Origin of the sequence: Microbacterium sp. SL75, assembly GCF_026625865.1 — a bacterium.
Taxonomy (GTDB): Bacteria; Actinomycetota; Actinomycetes; order Actinomycetales; family Microbacteriaceae; genus Microbacterium.
The window spans coordinates 1,748,402-1,771,495 of sequence record NZ_CP113067.1; the positions used below are offsets into that span (position 1 = coordinate 1,748,402).

General features: G+C 70.5%; 20 protein-coding genes. 9 read left to right on the top strand and 11 right to left on the bottom strand.

From position 1 onward, the window contains the following. Positions 1-25 precede the first annotated feature (25 nt). The gene (locus tag OVA17_RS08130) at positions 26-415 is read left to right on the top strand and encodes a DUF1304 domain-containing protein (protein ID WP_267786068.1); all 390 of its coding nucleotides are present in this window, start codon (positions 26-28) and stop codon (positions 413-415) included. An 83-nt stretch (positions 416-498) separates the two neighbouring features. On the opposite strand, the gene OVA17_RS08135 is transcribed toward OVA17_RS08130, so the two are convergent. The 5 genes from OVA17_RS08135 to OVA17_RS08155 form a co-directional block, all read right to left on the bottom strand. Next, positions 499-906: a transferase gene (locus OVA17_RS08135; RefSeq protein WP_103207095.1), complete on the bottom strand. Its 408-nt coding sequence runs from the start codon at positions 904-906 to the stop codon at positions 499-501. A 39-nt stretch (positions 907-945) separates the two neighbouring features. Beyond that, a complete protein-coding gene (locus OVA17_RS08140; RefSeq protein WP_267786070.1) occupies positions 946-1,077 on the bottom strand; it encodes a hypothetical protein in 132 nt (43 codons plus the stop codon). Positions 1,078-1,241: 164 nt separating this feature from the next. Next, positions 1,242-2,018 (bottom strand): DNA-formamidopyrimidine glycosylase family protein, encoded by a 777-nt coding sequence (locus OVA17_RS08145; protein ID WP_267786071.1) that lies wholly within the window; start codon positions 2,016-2,018, stop codon positions 1,242-1,244. Further along, on the bottom strand, positions 2,011-6,693 hold the full coding sequence (locus OVA17_RS08150; RefSeq protein ID WP_267786072.1) for an ATP-dependent helicase: 4,683 nt from the start codon (positions 6,691-6,693) through the stop codon (positions 2,011-2,013). Before OVA17_RS08150 ends, OVA17_RS08145 begins: the two co-directional genes overlap by 8 nt. Before the next feature lie 148 nt (positions 6,694-6,841). After that, positions 6,842-7,510 carry an alpha/beta hydrolase gene (locus tag OVA17_RS08155; protein ID WP_267786073.1) on the bottom strand — a complete coding sequence of 223 codons (669 nt, stop codon included), beginning with the start codon at positions 7,508-7,510 and terminating at the stop codon, positions 6,842-6,844. Between the two features lie 97 nt (positions 7,511-7,607). On the opposite strand from OVA17_RS08155, the gene OVA17_RS08160 reads away from it, so the two are divergent. After that, complete coding sequence (locus OVA17_RS08160) at positions 7,608-8,222, top strand: NUDIX hydrolase family protein (protein ID WP_056226157.1); 615 nt, start codon at positions 7,608-7,610, stop codon at positions 8,220-8,222. A gap of 80 nt (positions 8,223-8,302) precedes the next feature. Continuing rightward, positions 8,303-10,225, top strand: coding sequence for a M3 family metallopeptidase (locus OVA17_RS08165; protein WP_267786074.1), 1,923 nt, complete (start codon positions 8,303-8,305; stop codon positions 10,223-10,225). A gap of 60 nt (positions 10,226-10,285) precedes the next feature. On the opposite strand, the gene OVA17_RS08170 is transcribed toward OVA17_RS08165, so the two are convergent. Next, entirely contained in the window at positions 10,286-11,353 is a 1,068-nt protein-coding gene (locus OVA17_RS08170; RefSeq protein WP_267786075.1) for a threonine aldolase family protein, read from the bottom strand. A gap of 120 nt (positions 11,354-11,473) precedes the next feature. Between OVA17_RS08170 and OVA17_RS08175 the strand changes: the two genes are divergently transcribed. Together OVA17_RS08175 and OVA17_RS08180 are read left to right on the top strand one after the other, a co-directional pair. After that, positions 11,474-14,656, top strand: coding sequence for a DEAD/DEAH box helicase (locus OVA17_RS08175; protein WP_267786076.1), 3,183 nt, complete (start codon positions 11,474-11,476; stop codon positions 14,654-14,656). Between the two features lie 89 nt (positions 14,657-14,745). After that, on the top strand, positions 14,746-16,119 hold the full coding sequence (locus OVA17_RS08180; RefSeq protein WP_267786077.1) for an MFS transporter: 1,374 nt from the start codon (positions 14,746-14,748) through the stop codon (positions 16,117-16,119). On the opposite strand, the gene OVA17_RS08185 is transcribed toward OVA17_RS08180, so the two are convergent. Both OVA17_RS08185 and OVA17_RS08190 read right to left on the bottom strand, forming a co-directional pair. After that, entirely contained in the window at positions 16,116-16,829 is a 714-nt protein-coding gene (locus OVA17_RS08185; RefSeq protein WP_267786078.1) for an SDR family NAD(P)-dependent oxidoreductase, read from the bottom strand. The two genes, OVA17_RS08180 and OVA17_RS08185, sit on opposite strands and share 4 nt — an antisense overlap. An 8-nt stretch (positions 16,830-16,837) precedes the next feature. Further along, positions 16,838-18,235 carry a DUF6421 family protein gene (locus tag OVA17_RS08190; RefSeq protein WP_267786079.1) on the bottom strand — a complete coding sequence of 466 codons (1,398 nt, stop codon included), beginning with the start codon at positions 18,233-18,235 and terminating at the stop codon, positions 16,838-16,840. A 108-nt stretch (positions 18,236-18,343) separates the two neighbouring features. Between OVA17_RS08190 and OVA17_RS08195 the strand changes: the two genes are divergently transcribed. The 3 genes from OVA17_RS08195 to OVA17_RS08205 all read left to right on the top strand — a co-directional run bounded on the left by OVA17_RS08195 (position 18,344) and on the right by OVA17_RS08205 (position 20,810). Beyond that, positions 18,344-18,832, top strand: a complete 489-nt coding sequence (locus OVA17_RS08195; RefSeq protein ID WP_210072368.1) for an Lrp/AsnC family transcriptional regulator — start codon at positions 18,344-18,346, stop codon at positions 18,830-18,832. A gap of 93 nt (positions 18,833-18,925) precedes the next feature. Next, a complete protein-coding gene (locus tag OVA17_RS08200) occupies positions 18,926-20,095 on the top strand; it encodes a sensor histidine kinase (protein WP_267786080.1) in 1,170 nt (389 codons plus the stop codon). Positions 20,096-20,120: 25 nt separating this feature from the next. Then, entirely contained in the window at positions 20,121-20,810 is a 690-nt protein-coding gene (locus tag OVA17_RS08205; protein ID WP_267786081.1) for a response regulator, read from the top strand. A 12-nt stretch (positions 20,811-20,822) separates the two neighbouring features. On the opposite strand, the gene OVA17_RS08210 is transcribed toward OVA17_RS08205, so the two are convergent. After that, positions 20,823-21,323, bottom strand: coding sequence for a hypothetical protein (locus OVA17_RS08210; protein ID WP_267786082.1), 501 nt, complete (start codon positions 21,321-21,323; stop codon positions 20,823-20,825). Positions 21,324-21,404: 81 nt separating this feature from the next. Between OVA17_RS08210 and OVA17_RS08215 the strand changes: the two genes are divergently transcribed. Continuing rightward, positions 21,405-22,019: a 2-phosphosulfolactate phosphatase gene (locus OVA17_RS08215; protein ID WP_267786083.1), complete on the top strand. Its 615-nt coding sequence runs from the start codon at positions 21,405-21,407 to the stop codon at positions 22,017-22,019. Between the two features lie 6 nt (positions 22,020-22,025). Here the strand turns inward: OVA17_RS08215 and OVA17_RS08220 are convergent, their stop codons facing one another. Both OVA17_RS08220 and OVA17_RS08225 read right to left on the bottom strand, forming a co-directional pair. Further along, positions 22,026-22,514, bottom strand: a complete 489-nt coding sequence (locus OVA17_RS08220; RefSeq protein WP_210072363.1) for a SprT-like domain-containing protein — start codon at positions 22,512-22,514, stop codon at positions 22,026-22,028. A 30-nt stretch (positions 22,515-22,544) separates the two neighbouring features. Next, positions 22,545-23,072: a hypothetical protein gene (locus tag OVA17_RS08225; RefSeq protein ID WP_056228266.1), complete on the bottom strand. Its 528-nt coding sequence runs from the start codon at positions 23,070-23,072 to the stop codon at positions 22,545-22,547. Positions 23,073-23,094 lie beyond the last annotated feature (22 nt).

Sequence of the window (23,094 nt, forward strand, 5' to 3'; positions counted from 1 at the left end):
TAGCCGCGGCACTAACGTGGGAGGCATGATCGGCATCCTGGCGCTTGTCTTCGCGGGACTCGCGGCCCTGCTTCACGTCTACATCTTCGTGCTCGAGAGCGTGCGCTGGACGCGGCCGAAGACGTGGAAGGTCTTCGGGATCGCCGACCAGCAGACGGCGGATGCCACGCGGCCCATGGCCTACAACCAGGGCTTCTACAACCTGTTCCTCGCGATCGGAGCGGTCGTCGGCATCGTGTTCTGGACGGTGAACGGGGTCGGCGATGCCGTCGGCCGCACGCTGCTGATCTTCTCGCTGGGGTCGATGCTCGCCGCGGCACTCGTCCTGGTCACCTCGGGTGCGAAGTACCTGCGCCCGGCCAGTATCCAGGGAACCCTGCCCCTGATCGGGCTGGTCCTGGCGATCTTCGCCTGAGGCCGCCAGGGCCCGGACAAGCGAAAACCCGCACGCTCAGTCGAGTCGTGCGGGTCATGGATGCCGCGGTGGGCACGACCTCGTCAGGCTGCCAGCCGCAGTCCTCGTCGATCCGTCGCCACGGCTTCGCCGTCGTTGATGATCTCGTCGTCGCCGATGAGCGATCCCATCGCGATGCGAGCGTTGTGGCCGACCTGCGTGCGGACGCCGATGTGAGCGCCCGCGCCGATCACCGCTCCCGCGCAGATGTGTGCGTGCGGCTCGATGTGAGCCTCCGGGCCGATCACGGCGTCTGACTCGATCCAGGCACCGCGGCCGACACGAACACCCGCGGCGATCTGCACGCCGGGTTCGACGTAGGCGCCGTTCTCGACCAGCGCCGACGGGTGGACCTTCGCGCCGTGCGCGACGAGTCCGCGACCATTGACGTGCTTGCGGTAACGCAGCGTCTCGCCGTGGTCGTTTTCGATGTCGATGTAGTTCTTTCCCACGATCCCCTCCGGTCGGCCATCGGGTTGAGCCGACATGTATCACAACGGGCCGGGAATGACGTTCATTCCCTCGAATGCTTCTTCGTCGCCGATACCGTCATCGGTTTCCTCGATGTCGAGGAAAGCGCGAAGCGCGGAGCGCGGCGTGGAGTTGTCCCCCTGTTTTCGCACGCCGGACGAAGGGTGCCGGGCGGCTTGACACGGGGCGCGGAAAGAGTCGGTTCTGCGCGGCGCCCTCTCGCGTGCTGCGCGGCGGGTCGACCCGAATGCGGTGTGGACCCGGTCGGCCGGGATGCGCCGCAGTCCGGGAGGCGGACGCCCCGCGGCGGCCCGTCTCAGCCGGGCTGACAGGTGGGGCACCAATAGACGTTGCGCTCGCTCGTCGCGGAGGCGCCGAGCGAGGTCGCACGGATCGGGGTTCCGCAGCGGCGACAGGGGGCGCCCTCGCGACCGTAGACCCAGAAGCGACGCCCGGGCCGGCTGTCGCCGGTGAAGGTGCGCTCGGGGCGCGGCAGGTTGGCGCGGATCATGCGCTCGCCGAGCGCGATCGTCGCTTGCACGTCGATCTCCGTGGCGGGGGTGGTCGGCGCGATGCCTCGGACGAAGAGCAGCTCGTTCGCGTACACGTTGCCGAAGCCGGCGACGTTGCGCTGGTCCAGCAGCGCGACGTGTGCAGCTCTGTCGTCGGCGGAGACGCGACGGACCGCTTCGGCCTCATCCCAGTCGTCGGCGAGCAGATCGGGGCCGAGGTGTCCGACCACGGTGTGCTCGTCGCTCGTGCGCAGGACTTCGACCATCGCGAGGTCGAAACCGACGGCGTCTGCGCCCGCGACGCCGACGATCGCCCGCGCCTTGAACGCCTGTCGCCGCCAGCGCTCGCCCGGGCGGTAGAGGTCCCATCGGCCCTCCATCTTCAGGTGCGAGTGCAGTGTGAAGCCGCCGATCCTGTGCAGCAGGTGCTTGCCGCGAGCAGCGACCTCGTGCACGGTTTCCCCGCGCAGGTCGGCGGTGGCGCTCCCCGGCACACGGATGTCGAACCGTGTGACCACCTTGCCGGCGAGGGCCGCCGACAGCTTCGCCGCGGCGCGGTAGACGGTATCGCCCTCAGGCACGGGCGGCCTCGCGCAGGGTGTCGCCGGCGGTGAGTTTGCGCAACGTCAGGCCCTTGGGCGATTCGACGAATCCGCCCTCGCGCAGGGCTCGGCCGACCGCGGTGCCGTAGACGAACTCCCCGTTGACCTGTTCGACGGTGAGGGTTTCGAGACGCCTCTTCTTCGCGGTCTCGGCGAGGTGTCGGGCCGCCGCCTGCAGCACCGCTTCGTCGTCGGTGAAAGCGAGCGCGCTGCGACCGCCGCGTTCGAGGTAGAGCGCGAGCTCACCGTCGACGAGTACGACGAGGCCTCCGGCCTTACGGCCCGGTCGGTGCGTGACCCCTTCGATCGCGGGCCAGCCGAGGGCCGCACCGTACGGGTTGGCGGGATCGGTGGCGGCGAGCGTCAGGGTGCGCAAGGGCGGGGGATCGGCGACCGCGGCGAACTCGCGCAGCCGATCGACCGTTGCCGAGGCTGCGAACTGCGCGGCGCCGAGCTTCTCGATCACGTACCCGCGACGGCAGTGTCCGGCCTCTTCGAAGCCGGCGAGGATGCGGTACACCTGGGCGAAGCCGCCGGGCACGCCCTCGGACTGCACGGCGCCGCGCGTCACCACCCCGTACCGATCGAGCAGGAGGCTCGCCGAGGCCGTGGCGCGGGCTGCGGGGTCCTCCTCGCGCTCGGGGAGGAGCGACCACCGACCGCCCAGGGACGGCGGACGCGGCGCGGAGGTGGCCCGCGGCATGGTCGCGCCGCGGTACATACGCGCGCGTGGTGCGCGGCGGGCGACGCGGTGCGACTGGCCCCCACCGCTGAGCAGCGTGCGGATCGGGGCGAAGGTGTCGTTCGTCACCCGGCCCGCCCAGGTGAGCGCCCAGAGGGCGTCGTTGACGGACTGCTCGTTCTCGGCGCCGACGAGCTGTCTCAGCTGGGTGGCGAAGTACGCACCCCCGCTCTCCAGGGCCGAGAGCAGGCGCGCCTCGAGCGAATCGGGCGCGGGATCGTCGGCGTCCTCGGGGTCTTGCAGGGTGAACGGCGCCGCCTCGGCCGGGTGCAGGGCGATCCACCCGTCGCGACCGGGCAGGGTGCCGTGGCCCGACCAGACCACCTCTCCGGTGGCGGTGAGCTCGTCCAGTAGGGCGGGGGAGTAGTCCGCCACGCGCGAGGGCAGGATGAGCGACTCCCACGCGCTCGCCGGAATGGGGACGCCCGCGAGCTGCTCGATCACGGCGAGCACCCCGTCGATGCCCTCGAGGGGGCGACCCAGATGCTGCCATACGGGCAGGAACCGGGCGTACGCGGCCGGAGGGACCGGCTCGACGCTGCCTCGGATGGCCGCCAGCGATCGCATACGCAGGCGTCGCAGCACCTCGACGTCGCACCACTCGGTCTCGTCGCCGCGGATACCGCCCGACGCCTCGGGAAGGAAGAACCCACTGGCGAGGCGCCCCTGAGACTCGAGGCGCTGCAGCGTGAGCCGCGCAACCGCTACCCCCACGCCCAGGCGTTCGGCGACGGCATCCGTCGTGAAGGGCGCGTGCGTGCGCGCGAAGCGGGCGACGAGATCGCCCAGGGGATCGGGGAAAGGCTCGAGGAACGCGTTGGGGATGCCGACGGGCAGCGCCGCGCCCAGGGCATCGCGGAGGCGACCGGCGTCTTCGATCCCGGCTGTGCGCGAGACTCCGGCGATCGTCACGCGGATCGCCCGCCGGTCGTCGACGAGGGTGGCGAGGTGCTGCTCGGCCTCGGCCTGTGCGTCGCCCTCGGTGTCGACTCGCGCAGCCACCTCGGCCGCGTCGAGGGGGCCGAGGATACGCAACAGGTCGGCCACTCCCTCGGCGCCCCGGACTCGGCGATCGGGGTCGAGGCGCTGAGCTTCGCGCTCGAACTGGGCGATGACGTCGGGGTCGAGAAGCTCGCGCATCTCGACCTTGCCGAGCAGCTCGCTCAGGAGCGCCGGGTCGACCGAGAGCGCCGCCGCACGTCGCTCCGCGAGAGGGGAGTCGCCCTCGTACATGAAGGCGCCGACGTAACCGAAGAGCAGATCGCGCGCGTACGGGGAGGGCTGCGACGTCGTGATCTCGACGAGACGGATCTTGCGCTCTCCGATCTGTCGCGTGAGGCGGAGGAGAGCCGGAAGGTCGTAGACGTCTTGCAGTACCTCGCGCAGCGTCTCGAGGATGATCGGGAACGCCGGGTGCCTCTTGGCCACCTCGAGCAACTGCGCGGAACGCTGGCGCTGCTGCCAGAGCGGGGAGCGGCGGTTCGGATTCAGCCGGGGCAGGAGCAACGCTCGAGCGGCGCATTCGCGGAAGCGCGAGGCGAACAGAGCGGATCCGCCCACCTCGTCGGTGACGATCTGTTCGAGCTCGTCGGGCTCGAAGACGAAGAGATCGGCCCCGGGCGGCTCCGCCGCGGCATCCGGGACCCGGGCGATGATGCCGTCATCGCTGGCGACCGCCGCCCCCTCGACACCGAGGCGTTCGCGGATGCGTGCGTTGACCGCGAGCGCCCACGGCGCGTGCACCTGCATGCCGTACGGCGAGTGCAGGATGATGCGCCAGTCGCCGACCTCGTCGCGGCTGCGCTCGACGGTCAGCGTGCGATCGGTGGGGAGGCTCCCGGTCGCCTCGCGTTGCTCGGCCAGGTACGCGAGCAGGTTGGTGATCGCGTTGTCGTCCAGTCCCGACTCGCGAAGGCGCTCCTCGGCCTTGCCACGGTCGGCCGCGGCGATGTCGCGCGAGAACTTGCCGAGCGCCTCGCCCAGCTCGGCGGGGCGACCGATGCCGTCGCCATGCCAGAACGGCAGCTTGCCGGGCTGGCCGAAGGCGGGGAGCACGTTGACACGGTCGTGCGTGATCTCGACGATGCGCCAGCTCGTGGTGCCGAGCGTGAAGACGTCGTTGACGCGGGATTCGTAGACCATCTCTTCGTCGAGTTCTCCGACGCGCGCGTTCTGCGATTCTCCCGCGACGAAGACACCGAACAGACCGCGGTCGGGAATGGTCCCGCCGCTGGTCACAGCGACGCGCTGTGCGCCCGGGCGCCCGGTGAGGGTGCCGGCGTCGCGGTCCCAGACGAGGCGGGGGCGCAGTTCGGCGAACTCGTCAGAGGGGTACCGACCGGCCAGGAGGTCGAGGGTGGCCTCGTACGCGGAGCGGGGGAGGGAGCGGAAGGGCGCGCTGCGCTTGACCGTCTCGAACCACTCCTCGACGTCGATGGAGCCCAGGGCCGAGGCGGCCACCGTCTGCTGCGCGAGGATGTCGAGCGGGTTCTGCGGCACCGAGATGGCCTCGATGCGCCCCGCCAGCATGCGCTCGGTCACGACAGCGGTGTGCAGGACGTCGCTGCGGTGCTTAGGGAAGAGGGCGGCCCGGCTGACCTCGCCGACCTGGTGGCCGGCACGGCCGACACGCTGCAGACCGGATGCCGCACTGGGTGGCGACTCCACCTGGATGACGAGGTCGACGGCGCCCATGTCGATACCGAGCTCGAGGCTGCTCGTGGCGACGACGCAGCGCAGGGTGCCGGATTTGAGCTCGTCTTCGACCTGCGCGCGCTGCTCTTTCGACACGGAGCCGTGATGGGCCTTCGCGAGGATGGCCGCGACACCCGCCGAGGAACCCGCCTGCGCCATCGTGGCGGCGGGCACGGTCGGTTCGGGCACGTCGATGCCCTGCCGCTCGGCGTAGATCTCGTTCAGACGCCCCGTCAGGCGCTCGGCCAGGCGGCGCGAGTTGGCGAACACGATGGTCGAGCGGCGTTCGAGGATGCGGTCGACGATGGCCTCTTCGACGTGCGGCCAGACCGAACCCGAGACCTCGGTGCTCTCGGGGCGATCGGAGAACCACTCTGCGTCGCTGGTGTCGTCGGGGGCGGGGGAGCCCGGAGGAGGCGGTGGGTTGAGCATGTCGTCGACGGGCACGACGACCGAGAGGTCGAACGCCTTCGTGGCCTTGGGGGCGACGATGTCGACGGGCTGTGCTCCGCCGAGGAAACGGGCCACCTCGTCGATGGGTCGTACCGTCGCAGACAGTCCGATGCGCTGGGCGGGCTTGTCGAGCAGGGCGTCGAGGCGCTCCAGACTCACGGCGAGGTGAGCGCCCCGCTTGGTCGCCGCGACCGCGTGCACCTCGTCGATGATGACGGTGTGCACACCGCGCAGGGTCTCTGCCGCCTGGCTCGTGAGCATGAGATACAGCGACTCGGGCGTCGTGATGAGGATGTCGGGCGGGGCCGTCACGAGCTTGCGACGATCGCTCGAACTCGTGTCGCCCGAGCGCACGCCGACGGTCACCGAGGGCACCTCGATGCCGAGGCGGCGAGCGGACTGGCCGATACCGACGAGAGGCGAGCGGAGGTTGCGCTCGACATCGACGCCGAGCGCCTTCAACGGGGAGATGTAGAGGATGCGGGTGTCTGTCGGGACCGCCTTGGGGACCTTCGGCGTCGAACGCGTGCCGCGCGGCGAGGGAGCGGCATCCGGGGTCTCGGGGCCCTTCTCGCGGAACACCCGATCGATCGCGAAGAGGAACGCCGACAGCGTCTTGCCCGAACCCGTAGGCGCGACGACGAGGGCGTTCCGCCCCGACGACACGGATTCCCACGCGCCCTTCTGCGCGTTGGTCGGCGCCGAGAAGGCGCCACGGAACCAGTCCTGCGTCGCAGGACCGAATCTCTCCAGCACGTCGGCCATGTCGACATCTTCTCCCGGACCTCCGACATCGGGTCGGGGTTGACGTTCGCTCGCCGCGGAACCGCCGGTGCCGTCCAGGCGAAGATCGCTGAATCCTCAGCATCGGGCGCGGGAACGAACGGCGGCAGGCCGTCTTCGCGCGCCCGGCTCAGCCGCTCGCGGTCGTACCGCGATTGGCCAGACGGGCGTCGAGGAAGGCCCGGACGTCGTCGAGCTCGTCCTGCGAGATGGAGTGCGTCAACCCCGGATAGACCCGACCGCTCAGCTCGCTGTGCACCGGAAGCCACTGCGCCGTCACATCGACCAGAGCCGCAGGAATGACATCGTCTGCGGCGCCTCGGCCCCAGAACACCGGCGGGCGACGATTCGCGAGGAGGGCATCGCCGGGGAACTCGCCGCCCGCCGCGTAGCCCGCGAGGACGACGGCGAACGACACGGCGTCCGGATCGACGCGCAGGGTCTGGAGCGCGACCGCGCCGCCCTGCGAGAAGCCCAGCAGCCCGACGGGCTCCTCACCGACGGCCTCGCGGACCCAGGCGAGGACGGCGTGGGCGGCGAGGGTGATCGCTTCGGGGTCTCGACCGTCGAGACCCTCGATCGGGTACCACGAGGCACCCGGCGTCGGCCAAGGCGGAGCCAGCGGGGCCCGCACGCTCGCGACGACGAAGGCCTCGGGAAGGTGCGGCACCAGTGCGAAGAGGTCGTGCTCGTCGGAGCCGTAGCCGTGCAGCAGCACCAGGACGGGCCGTCCGGCGCGTTCGGCGGGAGGCACGGACCACCGCACGACGGTCGGATCGAGGGACGGCTGAGCGTTCATGCCGCCATTGTCGCAAAGGCCTCCGACATCGAGATCGGAACGATACCGGCGCGCGGGACACGCGGCATCCGGGGCGGACGGTTGATATACAGGGAGCATGCCCGTGCGCACTCCCGATCCCGAACCCGGCGACAACGGCGATGAGCGCGAGCCGCTCTCGGCGTCCTTCTCAGGAGCGCAGGGAGGCCCCAACCCCAACCCCGGGTGGCTGAGCGAGGTCGAACTGGCCGAGGCGCGACGTCGTCTGCCGATGCTCTACGTCGAGGCTCTGCCCGTTCGCACCGACGGGATGGGGGCGGTGACCCAGGTCGGCATCCTGCTGCGTGCCACGCCCCTCGGCGAGATGACCCGCACGCTCGTCTCGGGTCGCGTCCGCTACGGCGAGACCGTGCGCGACGCGCTGTTCCGCCACCTCGAGAACGACCTCGGTCCCATGGCCTTCCCGCTGCTGCCGCCCTCGCCGACGCCGTTCACGGTCGCCGAGTACTTCCCCCTCCCCGGGGTCAGCGCCTTCCACGACGACCGTCAGCACGCCGTCGCCCTCGCCTTCGTGGTCCCGGTGACCGGTACCTGCGAGCCGCGTCAGGACGCGCTCGAGGTGACGTGGCTGTCGCCTGAGGAAGCGGCATCCGATGCCCTCTCCGACGAGATGGAGGGCGGCCGCGGCACCCTCATCCGTCAGGCGCTGGCGTCGGTGGGCGCTCTGCGCTGACCGACGTCCCCGGCCGGATCCACGGCGAATTCATCCGCCGCGCCGTTGCCGGTGTCGGCGGCCCTGCCTAGGGTCGATGCATGGCGCATCCTCCCCTGGAACCCCTCTCCCTCCCTCGCGATCTCGACGGCTGGAAGGCCTTCGCCGGTGAACGTCCGGCCGAACGCCTGGCGCGTGTGGCCGCGATCGACGCTCGTCTGGTGGCCGAGAGCGACCTGTCGATCAGCGACCGTCTCGCCCTCTGGAACGAGGCGGACATCGCACTCGCCGAGGCGGCGGCGCCCTCGCACCTCGTCAGTGAATCGCACCCGGATGCCGAGGTTCGCGACGCCGCCGAGAAGCAGGCGCAGGCCGTCGATGCGGTGCAGTCCCGCCGGCTCCTCGACCGCGCTCTGTGGCGGGTCTTCGCGGATGCCGAGCCGTCCGGACTCTCCCGCGACGAGCAGCGCTTCCTCGATCAGGTGCGCCGAGATTTCCGCCGGGGCGGCGTCGACCTTCCCGATGCCGATCGCGCCCGCGTCCGCGAGCTCACCGATCGCGACACCGAGCTCTCGCTGACCTTCTCTCGCAACATCCGCGAGGGCCGACGGGAGGTCCGCGTCTCGGCGGATTCGCTCGAGGGCCTGCCCGCCGACTTCCTCGCCGAGCGTCCCGCCGACGAGGAGGGGATGATCACGCTGACCACCGAGTACACCGACCTCATGCCGGTCCGGGAATATGCCCGCGATCGGTCCGTGCGTCACGCGATGATGAGCGCGTACAACGATCTCGCCTGGCCCGTGAACGAAGCCGTCCTCGCCGAGCTGCTGGCGGTGCGTTCGGAGCGGGCCGCGCTGCTGGGGTACGGCGACTGGGCGGACTACGAGACCGAGACGCGCATGATCGGTTCGAGCGCGGCGGTGCGCGCCTTCCTCGATCGCGTGGCCGAAGCGGTCGCACCGGCGGCGGCGGGCGAATACGAGCGCGTTCTCGAGCGCCTGCGTCGCGACGACTCCGAGGCCGACGCGGTGACGATCGCCGACTTCTGGTACATCCTCGGCGCTCTCAAACGCGAGGAGTACGACGTCGATGCGCAGCTCGTCCGGTCGTACTTCCGCTTCGATCGCGTGCTCGAGGGCGTGTTGAACACCACCGCTCGCCTGCTCGACGTGCGCTACGTGCCGGTCGAGGCACCCTCGTGGCACGATGACGTCCGCACCTACGACGTCGTCCGGGGCGAGGACCGCCTCGGACGCATCCACCTCGACCTGCATCCGCGCGACGGAAAGTACAACCACGCGGCGTGCTTCGGCCTCGCCCCGGGCATCGTCGGCCGGTCGCTTCCCGAATCGGTCCTGCTCTGCAACTTCTCGCGGGGACTCCTCGAGCACGACGAGGTCGTGACGTTCTTCCACGAGTTCGGTCACCTCGTGCACGACATCCTCGGCGGTCACCAGACCTGGGCGCGTTGGACGGGAGTGGCGACCGAGTGGGACTTCGTCGAGGCCCCGAGCCAGCTGCTCGAGGAGTGGGCGTGGGATGCCGAGGCCCTCGCGGCCTTCGCCGTGAACGACGCGGGCGAGCCGATCCCCGCCGATCTCGTCGCCCGCATGCGCACCGCCGACGCCTTCGGGCGGGGTCTCGAGGTCACGCGTCAGCTGGGCCACGCCACGACGTCGTACCGCCTGCACGTCGACCGGCCCGACGATCTCGCCATCGCTGTCGACGGGTACTACCGGGCCGCGAGTCCCATCACGCCGCTCGACGGGTCGCACTCCTACGCCGGATTCGGCCACCTCACCGGCTACGGCGCTTGTTACTACACCTACCAGTGGAGTCTGGTGATCGCGAGAGATCTGCTCTCGGCCTTCGGCGACGACCTGTTCGACGTCGAAACGGCCGCCCGGTACCGCCGTGAGATCCTCGAGCCCGGCGGCACACGGGATGCGCGGGAGCTCGTCGAGAGGTTCCTCGGCCGCGAGTCGACGTTCGACGCCTACCGCGACTGGCTCGCCGGGGCCTGACGGCTGCAGCGGGCCGCGGCTCCTCCTGTGAGTGCCGCGGCCCACCTGGTCCGTGAGGCGTCAGGCGGTCATCTCTCGCGCGATCGCGGCGACGAACGAGTCGATGTCGGTCTCGGTCGTGTCGAACGAGCACATCCATCGCACCTCGCGACGAAGTTCGTCCCAGTCGTAGAAGCGGAAGCTCTGGCGGAGCCGATCGGCGACACCGGCGGGGAGAGTTGCGAAGACGCCGTTCGCCTGGGTGGGCTGCGTGAACTCGACACCCTGGATCGACCCGTCGGCGAGACCCGCCTCGATGCCGGCGCGAAGGCGCTGCGCCATGGCGTTGGAATGGCGGGCGTTGTGCAACCAGAGGTCGTTCTCGAGCAGGGCGACGAGTTGCGCCGACACGAAGCGCATCTTGCTCGAGAGCTGCATGTCGAGTTTGCGGAGGTAGGTCAGGCCCGTGGACGCCTCGGGATCGAGCACGACGATGGCCTCGCCGATCATGGCGCCGTTCTTGGTGCCGCCGAAGCTCAACACGTCGACACCCGCATCGCGGGTGAAGGCGCGAAGGGGAACGTCGAGGGCGGCGGCGGCGTTCGCGATGCGCGCACCGTCCATGTGCAGGCGCATACCGTGCCCGTGGGCGTGGGCCGCGAGTTCGCGGATCTCCTCGACGCTGTAGAGGGTCCCCAGCTCCGTCGACTGGGTGATCGAGACCACGAGCGGCTGCGCGCGGTGCTCGTCGCCCCATCCCCAGGCCTCGCGGTCGACGAGCTCGGGGGTGAGCTTTCCGTCATCGGTGGGCACGGTGAGCAGCTTGATCCCTCCGACCCGTTCGGGCGCCCCGCCCTCATCGACGTTGATGTGAGCGGTGGATGCCGAGATCACGGCGCCCCAACGGGGGAGCATCGACTGCAGCCCGACGACGTTGGCGCCCGTGCCGTTGAAGACCGGATATGCCTCGACACCCTCGCCGAGAAGCGAGACGAACAGGTCCTGGAGGCGGGCGGTGTAGACGTCTTCGCCGTAGGCGACCTGGTGGCCGTCGTTGGCAGCGGCGATCGCGGCCAGCACGTCGGGGTGGATTCCGGAGTAGTTGTCGGAGGCGAAACCGCGCACCGAGGAGTCGTGGAGGGTGGTCACTCTTCCAGCGTAACGACCGGCCGACTCGACGCCTCCTCCCCGGCGGCAGATCTCGGCGCGTTGTCCCCACTCCGCCCCGTCCGGCCCCCGAGTGTCGGTGGGGCCGGGGAGAATGGCGTCATGCACATGGACCCCGAGGCGCTCAGCATCGCCGGTGAGATCTTCTCTCCGGCGGCCATGACGCGCGCCGATCGGCTCCTGATCTACGGCTCCGTCGAGGTCGGCGACGTCAAGACGTTCGACGGAGTACTCGTCGTCTCGGCGCAGTCGTTCGGCGCGGCGGGGTACGAGCATCTCGAACTGCGCGTGCCTACCGATTTCACGCGCGTCTCAGGCTGGTGCTCGTGCGGCCGCGGCCCCGAGTGCGAGCATTCCTGCGCCGCGGCTGTCCTGCTCTTCGACCGCATGATCTCGGCGGGTCGGCCCCCGCGCCCCGAGTGGCAGCGCACCCTCGATGAACTGCTGACGGTCGACGCACGGTTCCCCGACGAACCGCCGGTCGATCTGTGTCTCTTCCTCGCCATCCGTCGCGGTGGGGGTCACGGCCGCAGCACCGCCCTGACGCTCACCGCCCGCCCCGGTATGCGAGGCTCGCGCGGCACCTGGATCAAGGGGCGCGCGGGGTGGTCGGGCCTGTCCCTGCTGTCCGCCGACCCGCGCGCGCGTGCCGCGCTCGACAGTCTGGGCCGCCTCGGCCGCTCGGGCAACGGCGCATACCTCTCCGATGAGTGGATGCCGCTCTCCGCCGTTCCGCCGCACTCGCTCTGGATGCAGCTCGAGGCTGTCATCGCGGCCGGTGTACCGCTCGTGGCCGCTTCCGGCGTGCATCACCCGGTGCAGATCCTCGAGGGGGAAAGGACCGCCGCGGTCGCCGTCGACCGTCGCGGCTCGGCCCTACACGTCCGGGGGATCGTCGAGGGCCTCGATGACGAGGTCGCCTCCTCGCCGTCGTGGGTGGTGGGCGACCCCGCCGTGGCGGTGGCCTTCGTCGCGGATCGTGACGGTGACGACGAGCGATTCACCCTGGCGCGTCTTTCGACCCCGGCGGCGGGCGCCCTCCGCGGGTTGCTGGCGCGCACGGCCGCGCTCGCGGTCGACGGGGGCTCGGACGCCTTCTTCCGCGACTACCTTCCGCGCTTGCAGCTCGAGGCGCCCGTGGTCTCTCCCAGGGGCACGATCGATGTGCCGCCCCCGCCCCGTCCCGTCCTCGAGGTCGCCGTCGACCATCGGGCCGGTCGCGCGTCCGTCGCCGTACGGTGGGACCGGTCATCGACCAACGGCCGACGTGACGAGGCGTACGAGGCGTCTACCTGGGAGGCTGTGTCGGCCATCGCGTCGGAGCTGCGTCTCGAGCTGCCGCAGCCGTTTCCCTCGGGCACCACTCCGCCGCGCATATGGGCTCCCGCGGAGGCGGCGATCTTCGTCGTCGAGGCGATGCCGCGCCTGCGGGCTCTCGAAGACGTCCGGGTGACCGTGGCCGATGGGGCTGCGCCCTACCGTGCGGCTGCCGAGCCGGCCTCCGTCGAGCTGCGCACCGGAGACGACGACGGCAGCGACTGGTTCGACCTGCACGCGCGCGTGACGGTGGGTGACGCCGAGGTCGACTTCTCCGATCTCTACACCGCGCTCGTCGTCGGCGACCGCGCGCTCTTCCTCGCAGACGGGTCCTATGTGCGTTTGGACACCCCCGCCTTCGACCGCCTGCGAGCCGTCATCGACGAGGCGCGAACTCTCGCCGATCGCCCGGACGGCCAGATGAAGCTCAACCGCTACAACGTCGGTCTGTGGGACGACCTCTCCGAACTGGGGCTGCTCGCGGCGCAAGAGGCCGAGTGGTGGCTGCGCGTCCGCGGCCTCACGGACGAGGCCGCCATCGCCCCCGTGGCGCCTCCCACGGGACTGCGGGCCACTCTGCGCGACTATCAGCGCACGGGTCTGGACTGGTTGCACTTCCTTCGCACGCAGGGACTCGGGGGAGTGCTCGCCGACGACATGGGACTCGGCAAGACGGTGCAGGCGATCGCGATGATGGAGGTCGCGCGCGAATCCGATCCTGAGATGGCACCGTTCCTGATCGTGGCGCCGACGAGTGTGGTCGGCAACTGGGCGCGCGAGTGCGCCGCGTTCGCACCGGGGCTCAGGGTGCAAACCATCACCGCTACGCAGGCGCGCCGTTCGACCCTCATCGCCGAGCAAGCGGCCGGCGCGCATGTCGTGGTCACCAGCTACGCGCTGTTCCGTCTGGAGCAGGAGCAGTACGCCGAGCTCGAGTGGTCGGGTCTCGTGCTCGACGAGGCACAGCAGATCAAGAATCCCTCGTCGCGCGGCTACCGCGCCGCTCGGGCCCTCTCCGTGCCGTTCACCCTCGTCATCACGGGCACCCCCATGGAGAACAACCTCCTCGAACTCTGGGCTCTGATGTCGCTGGTCGCCCCGGGGCTCTTGGGGACCCGCGAGTCGTTCACCGCCATGTACCGCACCCCCATCGAGAAGCACTCCGACAGCGCCCGGCTCGACCTTCTTCGTCGTCGCATCCGCCCGTTCCTTCTGCGGCGCACGAAAGAACGGGTCGCCGCCGAGCTGCCCTCGAAGCAGGAGACCGTGGTCGAGGTCACCCTGCATCCGACGCATCGCAAGCTGTACGACCGGCGCTTCCATCGAGAACGTCAACGTCTCCTCGGCCTGCTCGACGATGCCGAAGGCAATCGCTTCGCGATCTTCCGGTCGTTGACCATGCTGCGTCAGCTCGCCCTCAACCCGGCGCTCGTCGACGAGGGAGAGGCGCCCTCCGCCAAGCTCGACGCTCTGGTCGAACTGGTGACCGAGGCCGCCGCCGAGGGACACCGCGTCCTCGTCCTGAGCCAGTTCACGCGGTTCCTGCGCGCCGCTCGCGAGAGGTGCACCGAGGCGGGCCTTCCAACCGGCTACCTCGACGGTGCCACCACGCACCGGCAGGCTGAGATCGACCGCTTCCGCGAGGGCGACGACCCGGCGTTCTTCATCTCGCTCAAGGCGGGAGGGGTCGGCCTCAATCTCGTCGAGGCCGACTACGTCGTGCTGCTCGACCCGTGGTGGAACCCCGCGGTCGAAGACCAGGCCATCGACCGTGCGCACCGCATCGGCCAGACGCGCCCGGTGATCGTCTACCGTCTCGTGGCCGCCGACACCATCGAACAGAAGGTCGTCACTTTGCGCGAGACGAAAGCGGAGCTGTTCTCCCGCGTGCTCGACGGGGGTGAGGGTGAGACCTTCGGCGGGGGCACCCGCCTGACGGCGGCGGACATCCGCAGCCTCATCGACTGACGCAGCCGTGAACTCGACCGCACCCGGGGGGCGTGCCGTCGATCGACCAGACCCTGGTCAATGTCGGACCCCCGGTCTACCGTGGCGCTATGTCCGAGAGCCCGGCCTCTGCTGCACCGCCCGCCGCTGCCGCGTCCGCCCGGCGCGGCACCTTCCTCGCGGTGCTCGTCAACACGGCTGCGGCCAACGTGACGACGAGCTTCCTCTGGTTCGCTCTCACGTTCTGGGTGTATCTCGAAACCCGTTCGGTGCTCGCTACCGGCATCGTCGGCGGTGCGTACATGCTCTTGCTCGCCGTGTTCGCGATGGTGTTCGGCTCGCTCGTCGATCGTCACCGCAAGCACCGGGTCATGGTGGTCTCCGGGTTCGTGACGCTCGTGGCGTTCCTGCTGGCGGGGGCGCTCTGGCTGGCATTCCCCGAGGCCGTGCTCCTCGACCTCGGCGGGCCGTGGTTCTGGCTGTTCGCGGGCGTCATCCTCGCCGGGGCCGTGATCGAGAACCTTCGCAACATCGCGCTGTCGACGACCGTGACGCTTCTCGTGCCCGTCGAGCGTCACGCCAACGCGAACGGGCTCGTCGGCACGGTGCAGGGGCTCGCCTTCGTCGTGACCAGCGTCTTCAGTGGCCTCTCGGTGGGCTTTCTCGGCATGGGGTGGACGCTGGCCATCTCGCTCGTGCTCACCGCCCTCGCTCTCGCGCACCTGTTGACCATCCGCATCCCCGAGGAGCGCCCCGCCGCCGGGCAGCGCCCCGGTCCGATCGTCGATCTGCGCGGGGCGATCCGAGCGGTGCGTCTCGCGCCGGGGCTCTTCGCCCTCATCGTCTTCTCGACGTTCAACAACCTCATCGGCGGCGTCTACATGGCGCTCATGGACCCCTACGGTCTCGAGATGTTCGATGTGAAGGTCTGGGGGATCGTCCTCGGGATCACCGCGACCGGCTTCATCATCGGCGGCGGTCTCGTCGCGAAGTTCGGCCTCGGCAAGAACCCCATCCGCACCATGCTCTGGATCGTCATGGCGATGGGCGCGCTCGGCGCGCTGTTCACTCTCCGCGAGTGGTGGTGGCTGTACGCGCTCGGCATCTGGGTCTACATGGCCCTCATCCCGCCGGTCGAGGCGGCCGAGCAGACGGTCATTCAAAAGGTGGTGCCCTTCGAGACCCAGGGGCGCGTCTTCGGCTTCGCCGCGGCGTTCGAATCGGCCGCGGCACCCGTGACGTCGTTCCTCATCGCGCCGATCGCGCAGTTCCTGATCATCCCTTACATGGACGGTGAGAGTGGGCGCTCGACGTGGGGCTGGCTGCTCGGCGAGGGAGATTCGCGCGGCATCGCGCTGGTCTTCGCCGTCTCCGGCGTCGTGATGGTGATCGCGGCTGCGATGGCGTTCCTCACGCGCTCGTACCGCACGCTCTCGCGGCAGTACCGCACGGCTGAGGTCCACGCCGGGGTGGGGTCGAGCTAACCGCCCGTGTCAATGTCGACGACGACGTCGTTCCACGCCGCGGCTTCGTCGTCCCACAGCGCAACGACGGCGGATGCCAGGGCTTCTTCGAGTCCGCCGAGGCTGCGCACGCGGAAGATCACGCCCGCGGCCGACAGCTCCCGCCCCGTATCGCGCGCGGACTTCGCGTACCCCTGTGCGACGGCCCGCGTCCACGCCTCGCTCGCCGCTTTCACCGCGGCGTAGTTCGCGCCTCCGGCGAGGGGGCGTACGACGGCGGTCGACGAGACGATGGCGAGCCGCCCGGCATCCGAGGTGCGCAGGTCGTCGTCGAAGGCGCGGCTGATGTGACGCAGAGCCGTGAACGACCGCAGCAGAACGGCGAGGTCCTCGTCGCTCTGTCCGGCGAGCCCCCCTCCACCGCGCCAGCCGCCGACGAGGTGGATCACGCCGTCGACGGTCCCGTGGGCGGCGTGCACGCGGTCGCGCAGAGCCGACACGGCGGCCGGGTCGGTCAGGTCGCACAGCTCCGTCGCCGCCGCGGGCGCGGACTCGGCGGCCTCGCGCAGGCGGGCGGCGTTCGAACCCACGACCACGACCCGCGCTCCCGCCTCGCCGAGAACGCGAGCACAGGCGCGGCCGGCTGCACTCGTTCCGCCCGCGAGCAGAACGAGTCGCCCGCGTACCCGCTCCCGCGGCTCGACCGCGGGGTCGGCTGTCACCTCGCTCATCCGGGTGTTCAGTCCGTTCCGCGAATTCCCTCGGTCGATGCGATGACGGGACGCATCTTCTTCTCCAGCGCCTCGAAGAACATCGACAGGGGGAACTCGTCGTCGAGCACCGCATCGGTGTAGCCCTTGGGCAATCCCGCGAGCACCTCATCGGGCAGGCCTCGTGCCCACACCGAAGCGGGGTGGGGTGTGACGACCGAGCGCACGAGGTCGTAGGCGGCGAGCCAGTGGGCGACCTTGGGGCGGTCGATCGAGCGCCAGTACAGTTCGTCGATCGCATCCGCGAGGGCGATGACCGCGGCGGGTACCTCGTCCCAGTCGAAGGCGAGCGAGGTGTCGGTCCAGTGCAGCACGCGTCGCTGATGCAGCCAGGCGAACAGCAGCTGCCCGCCGAGACCGTCGTAGTTGCGCACGCGAGAGCCGGTGATGGCGAAGCGGAAGATGCGGTCGAAGATCACGGCGTACTGCACGAGCTCGGCGTGCTCGAGCATCGCTGCCTCGGCGTCGTCGAGGTCGTCGCGGGCGACCAGGCGCGCCTGCAGCGACACGCACTCGCGAAACGCGGTGAGGTCGCAGCGCAGTTCTTCGAGCGAGTAGAGGAAGAACGGCATCCGCTGCTTGATCATGAAGGGGTCGAACGGCAGGTCGCCGCGCATGTGCGTGCGGTCATGGATGAGATCCCACATCACGAACGTCCGCTCGGCGAGGTCCTGATCGTCGAGCAGACGTGCGGCGGCGTCGGGGAGTCGGAGTTTCGTGATGTCCGCGGCGGCGCGGGTCACGCGACGGTAGCGTGCGGCCTCGCGGTCCTGGAAGATCGCGCCCCACGTGAACGCGGGAACCTCGCGCATCGCGACGGTCTCGGGAAAGAGCACGGCCGAGTTGGTGTCGTAGCCCGAGGTGAAGTCGACCAGCCGCAGCGAGACGAAGAGGCGGTTGGTGTACTCGGTCTCGAGCCGCGCGATGAACTCCGGCCAGATCGCCTCGACGATCACCGCCTCGACGTGCCGTTCACTCGAGCCGTTCTGCGTGTACATCGGGAAGACCACGAGGTGACGAATGCCGTCGACGCGGTGCTCCTGCGGGTGGAAGGCGACCAGGGAGTCGAGGAAGTCGGGAACCCCGAGCCCCTCGTCTCGCCAGCGGCGGAAGTCCGTGACGGATGCCGCGAGGTAGGCCGCGTCGTGCGGGAAGAGGGGCGCGAGCGCCTCGATCGCCGCGGTCAGGTCGTCGAGCAGGGGGGTCGCAGCGGCGATGTCCTCGATGGAGCCGTCCTTGGCCTGCAGCGCCTGCAGTGCGGTGGCGGCGCCCTTGAGTTTCGCCCAGGCGGGGGTCTGCTCGACCGTATCGACGCCGTGTCCGGCGATCAGATCGTCGGCGGCACGGGTAGGCGCGGCGGTGGTCATGGCATCCTCCATTCGATGCTGTAAATATTCCTGCTGAATGTGGATGCTAACGGAAAACTTACGGATCCCGCCAGAGGGGGACTCGCCGCCGCTGATACTGTCGACCGCATGACCGAGGCCTCCTCCCGCGCTCCTCGCCTCGAGGACTCCGTCGACGCAGCGATCGTCCGCGAGATCTCACTCGACGCGCGCGCCACGCTGTCCCACCTGTCGGAGCGCGTCGGCCTCTCGGTCTCGGCCGTCCAGTCGCGGCTGCGCCGGCTCGAAGCTCGAGGGATCGTGAAGGGCTACCGCCCGATCCTCGATGCCGAGGCGCTGGGGCGGCCGCTCGCGGCTTTCGTCGAGATCACGCCGCTCGACCCCGCGCAGCCCGACAACGCTCCCGAGCTGCTCGCCCACCTGACGCCGATCGAGGCCTGCCACTCCATCGCGGGCGAGGCGGCGTACATGCTCTTCGTCCGCGTGCCGACGCCGCGCGACCTCGAGGCGCTCATCCGCGACATCCGCGCCGCGGCCCAGGTGAACACCCGCACGACCGTCGTGCTGCAGACCTTCTTCGAGGCGCGTCCGATCGAGCCGGCCGACTTCCCGGCCTGATCCGCCCTGGCCTCGAAGCTCCTCCCGACGGCCGACACAGATACACCCCGGGGCGGATGCCGTGACCACGGCCGCCCGCGTAGCGTGGCGGTGATGTTCGCTCTCCGCCCGCTCACCCGCTACCAGTTGGTCACCGACCTCGGCATCGCCGTGATCTTCTTCCTGGTGGCGATCGCCATCGAGCTCGTCGCGAGTGCCACCCCGGTCGACAGCGTCGCCGCGTTCTTCGTCGCACTCGCCTTCGCGAGCTCGGTGGGCCTGCGGCGGCTGCACCCGGGACTCGCCCTGTGCGTCGCGTGGGCAGCCGCCCTCGTGCAGATGGGCTTCGGTCGGCAGCCGTCACCGTCAGACCTTGCGATCTTCGCCGTGCTGTACACGACGGGCGCGTACGGGACGCGGCGCGTGTTCTGGTTCGGGTTCGGTTCGGCGATCGTCGGCGCGGCCGTGGTGCCGATCTACCTCGTGGGTCGCGGTCTGCAGGCTCCGCCCAACGGCAACGACTGGTTCGCGGTCATCGCCCTCTTCCTCGCCGCGGGCTTCGCCCTCATGCTGGCCTGGGTCTCGGGCGCGCTCGTGCGTACGGCGATGCGGGCCGCGGCGAACAGTCGCGCCCAGCGCGCGGCCGAGGCCGAGACGATCGCGGAGCAGGAGCGCGTCCGCATCGCCCGCGACATGCACGACGTCGTCGCCCACTCCCTGGCAGTGGTCATCGCCCAAGCCGACGGGGCCCGCTACGCCGCGGCCTCGGATCCCCGGGCCACCTCCGAGGCGCTCACGACGATCTCGTCGACCGCGCGCGCGGCGCTCGCCGACGTTCGGCTCCTTCTCACCCAGCTCCGGCACTCTCAGGCCGAGGGGCCGCAGCCCACCCTCGCCGATCTGGAAGTCCTCTTCCAGCGCATGCGTGCCGCGGGCGTCGACGTCCAGGTCGGGGTCGATCCGCTCCCTCCCGGCGAGCCCCCCGCGGCCATCCAGCTCGCGGTGTACCGCATCATGCAGGAGGCGCTCACGAACGCCCTGCGCCACGGTGTCGACCCGCGCGTGCGCGTCCACCTGGCGTGGTGGCCCGACCGCGTCGTGGTCTCGGTGCGCAACGCCCGGGCCACGGCATCCGTCCCCGTCCTTTCCAGCTCCGCGCCCGGCGGTCACGGTCTCATCGGCATGCGCGAACGCGCGCAGCTCGTCGGCGGCCACCTGACGGCCGGACCGGAGTATGGCGAGTTCGTCGTCCGAGCCACCCTGCCGATCGGTGCTGCGCTGTGAGCGGCCGTTCGCCGCGGCAGAGCGGATGCCGAGCCACCCCCGAACCGCGAGAGGAGCCGTCATCGTGACCGCCCCCGTCCGCATCGTCCTCGTCGACGATCAAGCCCTGTTCCGTGCCGGTATCCGCATGGTGATCGACTCCCAGCCCGACCTCGAGGTGGTGGGGGAGGCCTCCGACGGACGCGAGGGCATCGAGGTCGTGCGAGCGACGCGCCCCGACCTGGTGCTCATGGACGTGCGGATGCCGGTCCTGGACGGGCTCGCGGCCACCGCCGAGATCCTGCGCGAGCCCGACGCTCCGCGCGTGGTGGTGCTGACGACCTTCGACCTCGACGAGGCCGCGGCTCGGGCCATCCAGGGCGGGGCGAGCGGGTTCCTGCTCAAGGACTCCGAGCCGGAGTTCTTGTTGTCCGCGGTGCGGACGGTCCACGCGGGTTCCGCCGTCATCGCCGCCGAGGCCACGAGAGAGCTCTTCGCCCACATCGCCGACGGCGGGGGCGGGGAGCCGGTGCCGGCCGCCTACGGGGCGCTCACCGATCGAGAACGCGAGATCTTCGCACTCGCGGCGGCGGGACTCAGCAACGCCGAGATCGCCGAGCGCGAGTTCTTGTCCGAGGCCACGGTCAAGACGCACATCAGCCGCATCCTCACCAAGCTCGCCCTGCGCGATCGCGTGCAGCTGGTCGTCTTCGCCTATCGCCACGGCCTCGCCTGAGGCGCTCCCGGGTCAGTCGGAGTCGTTCTCGGGGTCGTGCGCCCAGGTGGGGGCGAGTGCCTTGATGCGCGCCGCCCGCCACTGCCACGTCGCCCACAGCGCCGGCCACAGCGCGGGAGCCGCGGCCCCGCCGATCGTGAGACGCTCTCGCCAGAGCGTGCGGCCGGGCTCTCCCGGAGCCTCCGACACCGCCATCTGGTGGTCCCAGACGTCGAGCACCGAGAGCGGCCCGGTCAGCGGAACACCCCAATCGCGGAACACGCGCACGCGCCCGTGCGCGTCGCTGGTCTCACGGTCGGCGACCGAGATGAGCTGACGCCCGACCGGCAGCAGGCCCGCGACGCTCATCTGCACGGGCACGTCGTCGCCGGACTCGAACGAGGTCGGCATCTCGCCGAGGGCCTCCACGTCGAGGAGGGGGCCGTACAACTCCGCCACCGCGCGCGGGGAGTGAAGGGCGCGCCAGGCGGCATCCGGGTCGCAGTCGATGACGAACTTCAGCAGGATGCGCATGAGTCGATCGTGCCCGATCCCGGTGATCGGCGGGCACGGCTTGACGCGGGGAGTCCGTTCCGGGCGTTTTACGATCGAGGGATGCCGTCTTCTCCCGCCCTCGCGCAGTCCGACTACCAGGTGCGTCTGGATTGGGGACGCGCGGGGCTGGATCGCCTCGCCCCGTCCCACGTCGTGATCGTCGTGCAGACGCTGGGACTGTCGATGCGCGCACTGGCCGCGACCGAGAACGGCGGGTCCCATCTCCTCGAGGGCGATCCGGCCGCGCAGCTCGCGCTCGCCGCCGCGAACGAGGGCGCCCACGTCGTCATCGGCGGACTGCGCAACGCGGCCGCCGTCGCGGCCCACGTGCTCGAGGTGCAGCGCGCCCGAGGGGAGCGCACCAGCATCTCGGTCATCGCCGCCGGCTCCCCAGACGCCGACAGCCTCCGCTTCGCGGTTGAGGACCTGCTGGGGGCGGGTGCCGTCGTCGCCGCGCTCGGCGACCTGGGCATCGACCACGGCTCTCCCGACGCCGCGGTGGCGGGAGAGGGGTTCCGCGCCCTCGGGGGCGCCGTACGGCACCTGCTGACGGCCAGTGGGACAGGCCGCGTCCTCGGGGCCGAAGGGGCGCGAGAGGCGGTGCTGGCCGCGGCCGCACGCGATGCGGCATCCGTCGTCCCCGTCCTCCGAGACGGGATCATCGTCGCCGCCTGAGCCCCTCTAGCGGGGCAGCGACGCCGCCAGCCGCGTCGCGCGGCTGATGTCGCGATGCACCCACGACAGTGCGAATCGCGGATCGAACGACGGAGCGCACTTCGCGCACGAGGTGGGGCGGGTCGCGCGGCGATGACGGTAGGCGACGTGCCCCGCCGGGCACGTGCCCACCCAGGGCGCGAGTTCGTTCGCGGTCTCGCCGGCGTGCGTCGTGCCGCCGACGTAGCCGAGCCCGCGCGCGGTGCGCTTCCACACCGGACCGTGCCCGGCCGCCGCTCCCGCGACGGCGTGCGCGACCTCGTGCAGCAGCGTCTGGTGGTTGGTGTCGTCGTCGTAGCGTGCCGAGAGGTACCGCGAGACGCTGATGCGCTTACGGCCGTAGTCGCACAGGCCCGCGCGCCGCTTGGCGTTGTCGAAGGCGAACGTCCACGAGTCGTCGAGGTGCAGGGCGATCAGCGCCTCTGCCCAGATGCGGACGCGCTGCAGGTCGGACATGAGCGGAAGCCTAGGTGGGACCGACGACACTCAGCTCGCGACGACCTCGCGCGTGCGCCGACGCTCCGCGGCGTCGATCGCGAGCAGGGTCGATTCAAGTTGCGCGTCGGTGGCGCCGGCGTTCTGACGCAGGAACAGTGCCTGCTTGAAGTCGCGGCGGGCGGCGTCGAAGTCGCCCTCGTCGTAATGCACCTTGCCGCGGTGCTGGAGCGCGAAGGCGGCGATGCTCGCCCAGCCCTGGCCCTCGGCCTCTTCGGCGCACATGGTGAGTTCCTGCTCGGCGGCGGCGTAGGCCCCGCGGCACTGCATGATCGTGGCGTGCAGGATGCGCGCGCGCAGCAGATCGCGACGGGTTCCGGCCATTCGGGCGACGCGCACCGACTGCTCCGAGATGGCGAGCGCCTCGTCGAATCGATCGAGCACCTTCAGGAGCCAGACCCGCTCGAGCAGGGCGTGGAGGCTGCGCTGGGAACCGATCTCCTCGAGCCGCTCCGCGCACTCGCGGGAGTCGGTGACCTCTCGCAAGGTATCGGGGTCGTACCCGTGGATGTAGCTCACCATCGCTCCTCTCGTTCCGGCA

What these genes read in the sequence shown, in the direction of transcription:
- OVA17_RS08130 (WP_267786068.1), top strand. Translation starts at nt 26, where the DNA reads ATGATCGGCATCCTGGCGCTTGTCTTCGCGGGACTCGCGGCCCTGCTT.
- OVA17_RS08150 (WP_267786072.1), bottom strand. Translation starts at nt 6,693, where the DNA reads ATGGCCGACGTGCTGGAGAGATTCGGTCCTGCGACGCAGGACTGGTTC.
- OVA17_RS08155 (WP_267786073.1), bottom strand. Translation starts at nt 7,510, where the DNA reads ATGAACGCTCAGCCGTCCCTCGATCCGACCGTCGTGCGGTGGTCCGTG.
- OVA17_RS08160 (WP_056226157.1), top strand. Translation starts at nt 7,608, where the DNA reads ATGCCCGTGCGCACTCCCGATCCCGAACCCGGCGACAACGGCGATGAG.
- OVA17_RS08165 (WP_267786074.1), top strand. Translation starts at nt 8,303, where the DNA reads ATGGCGCATCCTCCCCTGGAACCCCTCTCCCTCCCTCGCGATCTCGAC.
- OVA17_RS08175 (WP_267786076.1), top strand. Translation starts at nt 11,474, where the DNA reads ATGCACATGGACCCCGAGGCGCTCAGCATCGCCGGTGAGATCTTCTCT.
- OVA17_RS08180 (WP_267786077.1), top strand. Translation starts at nt 14,746, where the DNA reads ATGTCCGAGAGCCCGGCCTCTGCTGCACCGCCCGCCGCTGCCGCGTCC.
- OVA17_RS08185 (WP_267786078.1), bottom strand. Translation starts at nt 16,829, where the DNA reads ATGAGCGAGGTGACAGCCGACCCCGCGGTCGAGCCGCGGGAGCGGGTA.
- OVA17_RS08190 (WP_267786079.1), bottom strand. Translation starts at nt 18,235, where the DNA reads ATGACCACCGCCGCGCCTACCCGTGCCGCCGACGATCTGATCGCCGGA.
- OVA17_RS08195 (WP_210072368.1), top strand. Translation starts at nt 18,344, where the DNA reads ATGACCGAGGCCTCCTCCCGCGCTCCTCGCCTCGAGGACTCCGTCGAC.
- OVA17_RS08200 (WP_267786080.1), top strand. Translation starts at nt 18,926, where the DNA reads ATGTTCGCTCTCCGCCCGCTCACCCGCTACCAGTTGGTCACCGACCTC.
- OVA17_RS08205 (WP_267786081.1), top strand. Translation starts at nt 20,121, where the DNA reads ATGCCGAGCCACCCCCGAACCGCGAGAGGAGCCGTCATCGTGACCGCC.
- OVA17_RS08210 (WP_267786082.1), bottom strand. Translation starts at nt 21,323, where the DNA reads ATGCGCATCCTGCTGAAGTTCGTCATCGACTGCGACCCGGATGCCGCC.
- OVA17_RS08215 (WP_267786083.1), top strand. Translation starts at nt 21,405, where the DNA reads ATGCCGTCTTCTCCCGCCCTCGCGCAGTCCGACTACCAGGTGCGTCTG.
- OVA17_RS08220 (WP_210072363.1), bottom strand. Translation starts at nt 22,514, where the DNA reads ATGTCCGACCTGCAGCGCGTCCGCATCTGGGCAGAGGCGCTGATCGCC.